This is a genomic window from Paenibacillus sp. FSL R7-0313 (assembly GCF_037969885.1).
Taxonomy (GTDB): Bacteria; Bacillota; Bacilli; order Paenibacillales; family Paenibacillaceae; genus Paenibacillus.
In genome coordinates this window covers 4,577,201-4,590,720 of the sequence record NZ_CP150219.1, presented here as the reverse complement: position 1 = coordinate 4,590,720, position 13,520 = coordinate 4,577,201, and the positions used below count along the sequence as shown (strand labels likewise).

7 protein-coding genes are annotated in these 13,520 nt (G+C 41.8%); all 7 read left to right on the top strand.

What is annotated here, in order from left to right; all coding sequences use genetic code 11:
* Window positions 1-584: 584 nt before the first annotated feature.
* The 7 genes from NSQ38_RS19975 (at window position 585) to NSQ38_RS19945 (ending at window position 13,469) form a co-directional block, all read left to right on the top strand.
* The gene (locus NSQ38_RS19975; RefSeq protein ID WP_339783767.1) at window positions 585-1,538 is read left to right on the top strand and encodes a sigma factor; all 954 of its coding nucleotides are present in this window, start codon (window positions 585-587) and stop codon (window positions 1,536-1,538) included.
* Window positions 1,539-3,926: 2,388 nt separating this feature from the next.
* Window positions 3,927-4,676 (top strand): hypothetical protein, encoded by a 750-nt coding sequence (locus tag NSQ38_RS19970; RefSeq protein WP_339783766.1) that lies wholly within the window; start codon window positions 3,927-3,929, stop codon window positions 4,674-4,676.
* Window positions 4,677-5,146: 470 nt separating this feature from the next.
* Complete coding sequence (locus tag NSQ38_RS19965; protein ID WP_339783765.1) at window positions 5,147-5,518, top strand: hypothetical protein; 372 nt, start codon at window positions 5,147-5,149, stop codon at window positions 5,516-5,518.
* 623 nt (window positions 5,519-6,141) lie between these two features.
* Window positions 6,142-7,197 (top strand): hypothetical protein, encoded by a 1,056-nt coding sequence (locus tag NSQ38_RS19960; RefSeq protein ID WP_062834620.1) that lies wholly within the window; start codon window positions 6,142-6,144, stop codon window positions 7,195-7,197.
* 158 nt (window positions 7,198-7,355) lie between these two features.
* On the top strand, window positions 7,356-7,817 hold the full coding sequence (locus NSQ38_RS19955; RefSeq protein ID WP_339783764.1) for a DNA polymerase III subunit gamma/tau: 462 nt from the start codon (window positions 7,356-7,358) through the stop codon (window positions 7,815-7,817).
* A gap of 32 nt (window positions 7,818-7,849) precedes the next feature.
* Complete coding sequence (locus NSQ38_RS19950) at window positions 7,850-8,152, top strand: hypothetical protein (protein WP_235431569.1); 303 nt, start codon at window positions 7,850-7,852, stop codon at window positions 8,150-8,152.
* 64 nt (window positions 8,153-8,216) lie between these two features.
* Complete coding sequence (locus tag NSQ38_RS19945; protein WP_339783763.1) at window positions 8,217-13,469, top strand: hypothetical protein; 5,253 nt, start codon at window positions 8,217-8,219, stop codon at window positions 13,467-13,469.
* Window positions 13,470-13,520 lie beyond the last annotated feature (51 nt).

The window sequence follows — 13,520 nt, the reverse complement described above, 5'->3', positions numbered from 1 at the left end:
GTAAATAAAATTGAAACTGAAACGGCATGGGAAAAACCCTCATGCCGTTTTTTTATGTGAAAACAAGGACGTCCATAGCATAAATGAAGCGAAGTGAAAATTTGTTTAAAAACTCAGATATCTGGATGTAACTCTGTAAATGGGGTGGAGCAAGGTTTCTACAAAAAACGGTTTTCTGTCACTGTTGGACAAAGTCAGAAATTGTTGCTCCTTCATGGAAATAAGTCGTTGGTTAGCTTTTCAAGTTTTCGTCTTTTTTGAGATGAGCTCAGCGCTTCAACTTAATTATATTGGCCCCGAGAGGGGTCTTTTCTATTTGTTCACACCTCCTGATAGGGTTAGCGCGACTACTAAGAGTATGCAGGAAATAATTTTGTTTGACACAGGAAGGGGACCAGAAAATGAGTATTTCACACCTCTGATGTAACGATAACAAGTTGGCAGAACTTCAAGAACTTAATGTAGGCCTTTAAAGTAGGTCCTCAAGACCAAGGAACAAAGTTGCAAAATCACAGCAGATGTGACGTCAGCGGACTTCTCAAAAGTAATACAAAAAAGACAGAAAGTTCGAGGTGAATTAGATAGTGCCGAGTCCCAACTACCTACAGCTCAGGGATAAAGAGATGAAGGATATGCATAATATGGTTCTCTTGAAGGCGTGTAAAGAGAACAGAGAACTCATGGGAGACTTCTTGAAGGCTAATCGAGACTTTATCTTCTCTATTATCAAGCACTACAAGGGGAGTATCCTAGAACTTAAAACGAAGTTCCGAATCACAGAGGACGAACTATACCAACATGCTTGTATAGGCATTCTGACTGCTATCAAGGATTTTGATTTTGAACGAGGCATTAAATTCACAACATTCGTTGTACGCCCCATCCTCTGGGAAATCAATCAGCTTCTTTATAGTGATTCTCAGTCTGTAAGGTTGAGCAGGGGGGCGGTTGACCTCATTAAGCAAATGGTCGGGATTGAGGATGCTCTAGGGTATCGCCCCGCTGAAGAAGAAATGTCAGCTCTACTTAATGTGTCAATTGAGCGCTATCGCGAGATTGCCATGTTCAGCGATGGCCTTGAGCATTATGACGGGATTGATAATTTTGAATTCGTCAACAAGGACGAGAAAATCCTTGAAGAAGATGTGGCCAATCGTCTTTATGTAGAGCAACTACTGGATGACCCTATATTTAATGAATTCGAAAATAAGGTCATGCGCCTGCTCTTGAGCGATACAAGTAACAACAATGCTCAGATTGCTGAACAACTGAACGTATACCCCATGACCATTAGCCGTACTCTCGCACGAATCCGCAGCAAAACTGTGAACAGAGAGTTGAAGGAAGAGGAAACTAAGAGCTCTTCCAAGTATGAACGGGAGATTGAACTTATCACTCAGGCAACAAAGGAGCGTAATGAGAACTTGTGCATCAATAAAATTACAGAACTACTTGAGGTGTGTGGGTATGACACCAACGCCTACACAACCAGAGTGCTTTATTACATCCGTCAGAAAGCTATTCAACAAAGTGCTTAAATAACTCGCACTTTTTAATAAGGATGCGGGGATCAATATAGTATATAGAAATCAAACTAAACAAGGACGTTTGGATCACAATATCTTAAAATGTATCTTTATTAAAATCATTCTAAAGTCCCTTCTTACGGCGAAAATCTTGAACAGCTGCCAGCGGATGAGACAACAGTCGAATTATCAATTAATCATAAAAAATCATAAAAAATTTAGCTAGAGAAATCATCGTATTGGATGTTGATGAAATAGACAACAAAATTTGTATGTTAAGGAGGGGCGACAAGCCCCTGATACTATATAAGAAAGAGTGATGAGATGAAAGCGCGAACTCATCATAACCAAAACATCCTTTTGAAAAGAGACTTAAGATAACTACCCATCTATCAGTTCTATTATTACACTATGAATTCTAAATGAAGGGAGCACTATAAGTGGATACCAACGAATATCAAAAATGGAACATAAACCCTTATGGAAAGCACCTTACATATTACAAATGAAAATCACCCTATACTACAACAATGAATGCGGTCATTGCCGACGTTTCCATAAGACCATAGACGATATAGCCTCGGAACGTCCGCACATTGATGTCTCTAAAGTCGAATATGTGCCCTCTATACACACAGATGTCATGTTCATACCAACTATGATCGTCAGCCACGGAGGTAGGGAATTAGGGCGCTTCAGCAGTGCTCTAGAGAAGAAAACTATCAGCATATGGTTAGATCAACTCGATGAATACATTAAAACTCACTTGTATTCCAACGATATATAAAACTCTTTGAGTATTTTATCTTATCACGTAGTCCAGTACAGCTCTAAACGACCATTAAATTTCATCCTAAATCAAGTCTTAAATCAAGTCCTAGTATGTTAATTAAGACCCTTCGGGGTCCTTTTTAGGTTGATAACGTAGAAAGGTAATCTATGCCAGTTTGGACGATCACAGCATAATTTTTTATTCATAATAAAGAGGAACAGTGTCAACAATGTACACGTGAGTCAACGTCTCAGCGGTTCCAATGTTTTATCACTCTTCCTTGTAGTTTTATGAGTCTCTTTGCTCGAATGCCATCCGCCTATTCATGATTTCCATCAAAAATATACCTAGCAGCTAGAACTAACATCAGACGTTTTTGATTCGACTTTTTGTAAGAAACACCCATTGTATTGTGCATGATTGACATGTACTTCTGGTTTACATCATCTATATGAAAGGAGCTAAATATTATTAGAGTTTCCACTTCTATGACAAATCAATCTTCCGCTAGCTTTTACCCCGATTTTTGGGCTCCCTCCTCCAAAAGGGTAAATAGTAATAGTGTATCCCGCTGACATAACTTTGCTTTCTCACATTATTTCTGCCCACTCGGTTCTAGTCTTATTATATTCATTTCTCTTCTGACCCTTACATTCCAATTAGTCGTACTACTCCTATAAAAAGATGTGTCTAGTACGTACAAAAGTTCAATTGTGTACAAATCAACTTATATTGGTACTAGAGGTGGTCATATGAAATGCGATTGCGGACGCTTCATCACGCAGAATGCCAAGGCTTTAGCCTCTATCTATGAGACGAATGGTGGCAAGTGTATTCACTGTTTGTCAGAGACCCTGAGTGTTCCTTATCAAGAATTAGTAGATAGGTATATGGGAATCTACGAGTGCCGTCCTTGCGCTCAAGATAAGAAAAAAGAGGAATTAAGAAGGAAATTACTTGGATTAGGGGGTTAGGACATACTGGTTTGAATCGTGAAGCGGATTGTTAGCCTTGTATGGGCAGATAAAATCCTGAATACTGCCGAGTATGGTAAAGGTTGTGGAGAGTGAAAAAGTCTCTCCCATCCTAAACTAGCCCTGCGCTTTACGGTAAGAAGAAAAATAAAGGGATTGATTTAAAATGGACTTTTTAATCAAGTGTATTAAGTGTGAATTCAGGTACGTTACTGATAAAGCAAGGGAGAACTTTGCGGCTGAAGGACTGGAAGGAGAATCCATGCTTTGTCTACACTGTATCGGGGAAATTACAGGGAAAGTCTTGAACCGATACAGCTACTTGGTCTTGCCCGAAGAGCTAGAAGATTCGAATCAACGGATGCAAGTTCTACCTAAAACGCCCACTGGCTGTAGACCGTGTATGAAGAAGAGAGGGTTATCATCATGAAAACGGAACGTATTTACTTAAGAACTACTCCTAAAAATAAAAAATATTTACAGAAAGTAGCTAAAAATTATTTTAAAGGAAATCTGTCTGCTGTTTTCGAGTACATGATTGAACATCTCGATATACATATGGATTGATTACTCTTAACTGAGTTGCACATTCACAAAAAAAATTGTTAGAGCGGGCATAAGGTTAAACGGTCTGCTTTCAGGGAGAGTGAAGTAATGGAGACAAACATCGGGAGATTAATTGCATTTGTTGGATCAGTAAGGAGCGGTAAGACAAAAAAACTAATTGACCTTTACGAAGAAATGATGGGCGACGGTGTCAAAGTCGCTGTGTTCAAGCCGTTTATTTCGAGTGAGAGAGAGGGTGATGAGTTTGTCCGTTCTAGAGAAGGTGATAAAGCCCCTGCGAGGGCTGTTAAATATCTGTCTGAAATCCCAGCTATAGTCGAATCGGAGCGTCTAGAGGCAATACTAGTAGATGAGACACAGTTATTTAATCAAGAGGAAGATGGCTTCATAATTCTTGAGGGACTGGCTATGGGAGGACTTGAAGTTTACTTGTTTGGTCTCGATGTTGACTCCGAAAACAACACATTCAGGTATATAGGGGATATTCTTGCTCATGCTGATGAAGTCCATAAACTCCGTACATCATGTATAAAGTGTGGAGAGGAAGCAAGGGTTAGCAAATTCGTGGGCATAGTCAAGTCCGACGTCATACCAAATGATGAGCAGGATGATTATGCTCCTTATTGCCGTTTCTGTTACCACGGATGGAATGATCGGTTGGAAGAGCTCCGTAAGACAGCACAGATCACTGTCGGGGGGGACGGCTTCTTTTTTACTTGCGATATCGAAATTGAGCGAATCATGGAAATAGGCTACGACATTGAGACTCTTGAAGATAACTTGCGGACAGTTGACAAAATATTAGAATTCATTTCAAAGCTGAAAAAAGCAGATTGATTTTATTTCTAAGCATAAATGATGTATCCCTATGTTCTAACCATGTAATCCAAATAGGGACATTAGGAATCGTGAAGTGTAAGTTTTACATTTTAGGATCTCCACCTATTTAAATGTTTTTTTGAAATGTAAATTTTACACTCAATAAAGATTAAAAGATTAAAAGATTAAAGATTAAAAGATAAATAATATATTAAATTAATAAATATTGCGAAAGTCATTACAGACCAATTCTCCCAGTACAACTCAAATATTTTTAAACTAGCATGAACCTAAGTTTGTTAGTCTGTTTTTAAATAACCATATAATCAAAGCTGAGTCATATAAAGTGAACTTCAGTAAAAAATATTCCTTTGACGATCTGATGTCGATACCCTGTTAACTCAGCACTAACTACAAGGCGGATAGGGGCTACATCCCCCACCTTTTTTATTATCACAATAATACCATTTTGAGAGGAGTTTTCTTACATGGCAGGACCAACTGGGACGCACAAGAAAGAATTAAAAGTCGCTGAAGCACACTTAGAGACAAGGGAAAGAAGCAAGTATAAGGCGACTGATGATGTAAATGTAGAGGATGTGGAGGGGGATGTGGTAGCCGAGTTAACCCAACAACTTACTATGTTCGGACAGTTCATTTATAACGCTCAGGAAAAAGATACCATCCTGATTGTCGAGAACTTGGGTTATGGCGATATTTACGTAAGTGACAAGCATAATCCTCGAGTAGGCAATGAAGATCAACGTCTAATTTTCAAGGAGCAAAAGGCATTCAAAGCTGGAAAGCTGTTTATGATTTCGGCAAGCTATCCCATAGTATCCGTTATTGAGATCAAGTAAAAAGAGTATAGGGCCAGTCTACTTCAATCATGGGTTATTACAGATGCGAGGGAGAGCATCCCCGGCTGATGTTGATATTGTTGGACACCTCAATACGCAGGGCTGTTAGAAATGTTCCCATTTCAGCTTATATTGGTATACGAAGCATTCATAAGAGGTTGTGATGTAATGGGAGAATCCACATCTCCAATGTTTACACCTATATTCACACCACGCTTCGTCAAGACCCTTAAATCTTGCAATGCTAGGACTGCCGGCTAACGATTCTCCAGAAAATTTAGCTACCTAAATTCAGAAGAGAAAGAAGCCACAAGACTTAGTCAGCACAACTTGCCCTTGATAATATTTTATAAAAATCCTGGAGCAAGAGGCGAGAATTACCTTGAGTATAGATTCATCGTAGACTTCGATATCTATACGAAGGATGATGTGGGATTGACTGTAAACATCGCTGACCGATTTGCCAGATTTTCGACGACCAGTACCTTGGTATGCCGAAGGGTAGTGTGTTTAATAGGGAGTACGTCACAAGTTCTGAAGACGATACTGACTGGAAACACCTACAAGTATTTCACCCAAATAGTTTTCGCTATTGGGATAGACGAATAAAGGAGGTTTTTTGAATGAAAGTTACTAAAAACAAAAAAATGCTGATTAAAGGTGCAGGTAAATTCATGGCGAAAATCCCGAACTGTGACGACCTCGTTACAATCGGTACGCTAAATAACATGCGTCTAGACATTCAATTGGATATGCAGGACATCGAGGCTGGCGATTCTAGCGTCGCTCTGGACACTTTGCTGCGTAAGAAGACAATCGACATTACCGCAGAAGCGGCTAAGTTCGATCTCAACCTTGTTAGGTTGGTACTTGGCTCAAAACTGCGCGAAGGTGTCTCAGGTTCTGCTTACAGTATGGTTACTGAGACTTTCGTAGTTCCTTCTGCATCTCCATATCAAGCAGAACTGACTCAAGTATCTATCGCTTCTCCTGCACCTAAGTCCTTTGAGGGTGCAGTGGGCGGTACAGACCTGAGTACAGACGTGACGATATCCGGTCAGAACGTAGTGTTCGACATGGCACTGGCAGGCAAGACAGTTGTCATCGTCTACGCTGTGGCTCTAACGGGTATTACTCCAGACCCTGATGGCTTTGTATGGGTTCTGGAAGAGAAGCACAACGTTAAACAAAATGGTTCTGAATTCACTACTGATCTTGTTTATGGTGCTTCGCTCAATACAGACCCTCAGATATCCGTCCGTACCCTGCAAGGTAACGTCCTTCTGAAAAAAACGGTCAATCCTAATCCTACGGAAGACCAATATGTAATTAGTGGCGGCACGCTGAAGTTCAACTCGGCTATGAAAGATGTAGACATTTATGTTAACTACAAGCGTAACGAAGTTGTCGATATCCTCGATATCACAACCAAGGACATGCCGTTGACAGTTCACGTTGTTCATGACGGACAATTCGAACAGAAAGATGGTACGATTCAAGGTTATCAAACTGAGCTGTACCAATGCCGTGTGAAGTCCAACTTCACTCTCGACGCACAACGTCAACAAGCTTCCACACATAGTGTAACTCTAACTGTAATCGACCCTGAACGCTTTGACGGTAAGCTTGGTTCTATCAAGCGTTACGAGGCAGGTTCAGCCCAATCGGTAGATTGCTAATCATTAGACTCCCCTCGGGGAGTCTTTTTACATACAAAATGTTATAGCCTTGGCTTACTCACTTAGAATGTCCTATGAGGTGATTACAAGGATTCCCCCACCTTGTCGTCACTTCGATTAACTGATTCTTGGGGGAGAATTTAAAGGGGGATTGTAAAGTGAGTGAACGAGATTTAGTAATTCCAAGAGCAGATAGTACTGTGACCAAAGAGATTGCCAGTCAAGTTGAAGAGCAGACACAAGAGGCGGTAACTGAAAAAGAAAAGAATCCTTTGACACAAGAGGAAGCAGAAGTGTGTGAGAAAGTATTCTTTGAAGAGGACGATAAGGTTCGTTTACGTGACGGCAAAACTTACAATATTCCACCATTAGGTCTAATGGATGCTCGAAAGCTAATGAATAAACTTAACACGATTGATTCTGGTGTAATCATCGCTAACCTTATCCCTGAAGACGGGGATGATAGATTTGAGGAACTGCTTGATGTGCTACTAATGGCATTTAAACCGTACTACAACCACATGACGGTCGAACATCTTGGAAATTACGTTGATTTGGAGACGGCTAAGAAAATTATCGACTGCATGATTGGTCTCAACGGGCTAAAAAAGTCCATGTAACCACTCAGGTAGAGGAAGAAAACTATGACAGCATGCCGCCTGTCAATTGGGCAAATATCTTCTTCAAACTCGCCCACTACTGCCACTTGAAAAAGCAGGATGTATGGCAGTTAACCTTACCTCAGTTGGGTTATTACCTGGAACAATGTAATGAACACATTGAATTTACTATCAAAGTTTCTAGTATGTCTCTCGGCGGGTTGTTCGGTAGCGGTGTTCCTTCCAACGAAGATTCCAGCGGTGGTGAGGAAGAAACAAGAACCGACGGTAACTACGTGAATGGTTATAAAGTAGCCGATGCGGAAGACATGAGTTTCCTTGCACAGTTATTATAAATTCTCCTGCTCTGCTTCCTTCTAGGGAGGGGCAGGAGTTTTATTTTATGAGGGTGGTGAGATTATGAAAAATATCCAATCTGATGTGATTTTAGAATTTCAGAAATCCATTGAAAACATGACCCGATTGGGACAGGAGATGGCAACTCTCGATGCTCAATTTGGTAGATTAGACCAACGTATTGACGCAATGCGGACATCTCTGTCTGGCCTGCAATCCCAGGTTTCTCGTGGAACTGATGGAAATATTACAGAATCATTAACTAAAGGACTTAACAACTTTATTGCAGGAAACGAAATTTTTCTTCAGCAGTTAGGTTCGACAGGACTGACCGTTCAGCGTGAGACTCTACAAGGCATCTTCGGTAAGATAGAGGTCGAAATTAATGAAGAGTTACGTAAGCATGTCCGTAACATGAATGTTGAAATAGACTCTAGCTATGCCAAAGGGCAGAAGCTACCTATCAGCAACGAAGATTTCAATGAAATCAACGAGGAAGTCGCTAAGGTTGTAAAAATGCAAATCCATAACCTTATTAAGGTTATTCAAAATCACACAGCAAGTCTGACTGGACCTGACTCTCTCGAAGGTTTACAAGTTACGGTAGGCAAGAACACCATCATGGCGTTCGTCAATAAAATCAAGCAAGAGATTCTGAATAAGCTTGAGAACCCATATGTAGCGAATTCTAGTGACTTCATAATTACCAAAGAAGACTTGAACAAAGCAATCAAAAATGTAAAAGAAAAGCTGTTGAAGTCGGTAGAAGTGGAAGTACCTGATGTTAGCGGCAAGGAGATCACCGACAATATTAAGAATATCTCGAACGAACTTGAACGTAGTTTTACGGAGTACGTCAACAAAACTGTAGCAGGAATCAACGGGGCGACGGCAGGCAAGCTGGACGTTCCAATACAAAACCTCAGCAATAAAGTCAAGAAGATTATTGCAAGAGAACTCGAAACTACGGTTGATCAATTGGACACTCTTGGAACAGTGGATTTAGGTTCTTTCCGTGGGAATGAATTGAAACATCAACTTGAACGAGTGGCTAAGGCTCTCGACAAGAAAATGAGTAATAGTGTACAGGAAGAGATTGACCAGATAGTTAAGACAATTAACAATGTGGAAATCACGCCTGAACCTAAGCTAAAGCGTCACCTCGTCAACCAAATTAATCATATTAATAATGCCATGATTGATAAAATCCGCGAACAAGTGGATGAACAGGTACAGTCTATCATCCAGGAGATTAATGAAGTCCAGTCAAGACCAAAAGGATTAAACCGAGACGCTAAGATACAGAACGCAGGAGGTCTTGACATTTCTACAGAATCCTATTCCGAGAATGGCAAGAACGACAGCACAACACCAAGTGAAACGGTATCCAACGGAAACAGTTCAAGTCAGGAGAACAGTTTTGCAGGAACAATAAGCAACGTGGCTCTGGAGTCCGCAGTCTCTAACATGATGCGCAACAAGATTACAGGTGTTATGGTCGGTGCACCGATGCTTGTTTTGAACCAAGCTGTCGAGACCTTCAAGTCTGTTCAGACCGAACAGATTAAGATGATTCAGAACTTGATGATGAAGGACAAGTACAATAAAGACGAAAACGGAAATGTCCTCAATAGCACCAACATGGCTGGAGTAGAGAATACTGTCAACGAACTACAATCGTTTATTCGACAACAGTCCATGTTTTACGGAACGGACTACCATAAACTTTATCAAGTTGGTGGAGTAGCTTCCGGTTTTCTCAAAGAGCCTGTTGAAATGAAAGAATTCGTACGGGTGACTGCTCAGTTGCAGGCCCTCACCCCTGGTAGTGACCCTCTTAAAATCGCAAAGGGTCTTGAGTCAGCAAAGTCGCAGTTCGGCCTTGAGATGTCCGACATGGAAGATAGGGTGGCACATCCGATAGCAGCAGTATCTCAAGTCACGAATACCAGCGTCGAGGAACTTTTCGACATTATAAAGCGATCCGGTTCTGCTTCTAATAATACCAAAGTTGATTCTGAGACAGCTATTGTAATGGCTGGCGCTTCCAACCAATCTCCTGCAATAGAAGGGACAAATGTCAGTCATTTCTACAATTCCATTGTAGAAAGATTACAGCCTTCTAACTTGCTGAACAAAATGGATAAGTTGGCTGTTGACCCGAACTACGGTGATGATGGCGAGAAAGTAGCTGCCAAGCTTCAGTCTCCTGATGCCATGAAGAAACTGCAGGAACTTGGTCTTGCGAACGTTACGGATACAGGAGGACAACTCCTAGTTCCAGCCAAGGAACTCTTCAAATCCATCTCTCAAAAGTTGTCCGGTGCAGACAGTCTAACAGTTCGCAACACAGCTGATACCCTGTTCGGTACATCGCAGTCCTCAAAGGGTGCTGCGGCAATGCACGAAGTCATGAACACGTTCGTCAAGGTAATGCAAGTTACTGATAACTTCAATAAGTCCCAGTACGAGAAAATGATTATGACTTCAATAGACAACCCTCTTGTCAACACTAAACGAGCAACACAAGGGACTACCATTGCCTTTGATGCTATCGTTCAAGAAATGACTCCTGCCATAAATAAAGTGTCCTATGCACTTATTAACTTGGCAGAAAACGTGGCGAAGAATGCTCAGATATTTGTAGCTTTGGGTGATGTACTCTCGAATGTGGTGCTCGGAATGCTAATGCTCAAAGGTATAAAGTGGGGAGCTGGAAATCTAGGTATTAGAAGTAACTTTGAGAGTGAGACTGCACGGACTGCTTTCCTAGATAACATGAAAGATGTAAGTGTTGATAGCGACTTCAAGAAGTTAAATCGACAAGAGGTAGCTGCTATGCAGCAAGATCCACTGCTGAATCGATATGTTCAGGAACTGAATGGTATGTCGGAAGAACAGAGTAGACACTTTAAAGATTACATTTCTGAAAAGAAAGTTGATATAAAAGACATTCCAACTCTTTTTACTACGATGGACGAAGCTAAGAATTGGGAGAAGCAGACGGAGTTAACAGACGATGAAAAATTCGACCGTACAAGGCAGTACAACAACCGTCTGGGCACAAGAGCTGAATTGGCTGGTGTTATTAACCCTAGCCTTCTGACCAGGCTGAGCAATAGTACAGCTAGTCAAGGGACATTCGGAACCTACAGAGCAAACGTATCTGGATACACCGAATTGACTGACAGAATGTCCCGAATGTCTCAAGGAGATTTCAATGGATTTGAAGACCACTTGGTAGACAGACAGCGCAATGGTTTACCTCAAATTAATGATATTCAGAGTCTTAGTCGTGCGATGGATGAGTATCAGAATAGTCAAAGGGAAATTGCCACATCTGCACGACGAGCCTCCCCTGAATTTGGTAACCTATCCAACGCAGTGCGTGGAATGAACTCTGCATTATCTCAGACTACATCCCTGAAGACTGGTTTCAAACAGTTTATGAAGGACATTTCAGACATGGGAAGAGGTGCAGCTACTTCCTTTAGAAGCTTTGCAGGAGGTATCGCTAAAGCTGCTCTAGAGATTAGTGCGGCTATCGTTTTAGCTGAAGCAGCTAAAGCTATCATGTGGGAAGCTTCTTCTACAGAAGACCAACGGATGATGGCGATGGCTGACACGGACGACAAGCAACTTACTTCAGCCGCCAATTCAATTAGGATTGGTCAGGAAGGAGATGGGACTTCAGTAGCGGGATTCCTTAACTTCTTGGGTGGACTGTACGGAGACGGCATGAACTTGATCCAGTCTGTGGCCAACTCAGACATGTCCCACGCGGGTGTATTTACTGAAGGCGGTAGCAAAGAAGTTGCAGTTGGCGTTCTCAACATGCTCAATAGGGATCGCGGGACTAACCTTCGTTCTCTTAACGATATGTATAAGTATCTGAACGACAACCAGGATGATCCTACTTTGAACGAAACTGTTCTCGTGAACAAGTGGGCAAAGGAAACGGGACGTATAGAGGATACTAAAAAGTTGCGTCAGGAAGCCTTTACCAAACAGTACGAAGCCTCAAAACTGGCTGAAATAGAACAGAAAGAGCTCACAGATATCGCTACGAAAGAGTACGAGAAGAAGTACATGGAGGGTGCTGTTGAACTCACTTCCATTGATACTGACAACGTACTTAATCGTGTCACTGACAATCTGAAGGGGATTAAAGATTCCAGCCAGATCGAAACCCTCCGTTCTCTCATGAGCGGGATGAAGACCGACTCCGACGAGTACATTGCGATGCGTAAAGCACAAGCGGCATCCATACGTCAGGTATTGAATGATGAATTGGCTATCATTGATCAGTATATCCAAAATGCAAAGACGATTATGGAAACTTCTGATCCTGAGTCGCAAGAGTATCAAAATGCAAAGAATGCCTATGATTCCTTTACATCGGCCAGAGACAAAGTAGCCAATGAAGGTGAGGCAGAAATTCTTCAGGAAGAATGGAACAACCGTCAGGAAACATACCAAGGTCAGGTGCGCAAGGTAAATAACAGTCTGTCAAGAATTGATCTTCTCGCTCAGGCGAAGGAATTAGCCGCGGCATACAACATGGATACTCAGTCTCAGGAATATCTGGATAACCTGAAACAAATCACCCTGAATAAGCTGTCTGCGATGAAGTCCGAACTCTCCAACCTAAAAGCAATCGAATCCATCGGGGATCTCTCCGAAGACCAAGCAACGCAGGTTTTACAGCTTCAGAATCAAATTGCCAACGAGCAAGCAAGAATTAAAGAATACAACCTTGCATCCATCGGTCTAGGTACTGCAGAAATTCAGAACAACAATTCGGAACGCGAGAACAGGCTACTGGAACTCAAACTTCGTGCTGGAAACCCTGATGACTCTTCCCCAATACTACGTAACAGACGTATCGCCAACGCCAAGGAAGAGGTATCCGAAATCAATCAGGTAATTACTGACCTGAAGGCTAGGCTACCTGCGGCAGGAGCTGACGAGACCTATAAGATTAATCAAGAAATCCGCGACTTGCAAAAGCAATCTTTACAGACTCAGTTAGGAATTTTGAGTGAAATGAAAGCTTCGGCAGGCACGTTTAACATGCCAGATGGTGTACAGGCTATGAGTCGCTACCAGTACCTCACACGGGGGAATACTCATAACACAACTACCATTGGAGCAGGAGACGTGACCGTAAACATCACGCTTCCTAACGTGACTAACGGCATGACATCCAGCCAGTTGCAACAGGTCGGACAGTCCATCGGACAAGGCCTGTCAGTGGGACGTGTGGGGGGTCTTCGTAACCAACAAGCCATGAACCCAATTAACTACCGAAGTTAACAACTCACTCCCCATCTTAAAATGAGGTGGGGAGTTACGTATAGGGAGGTA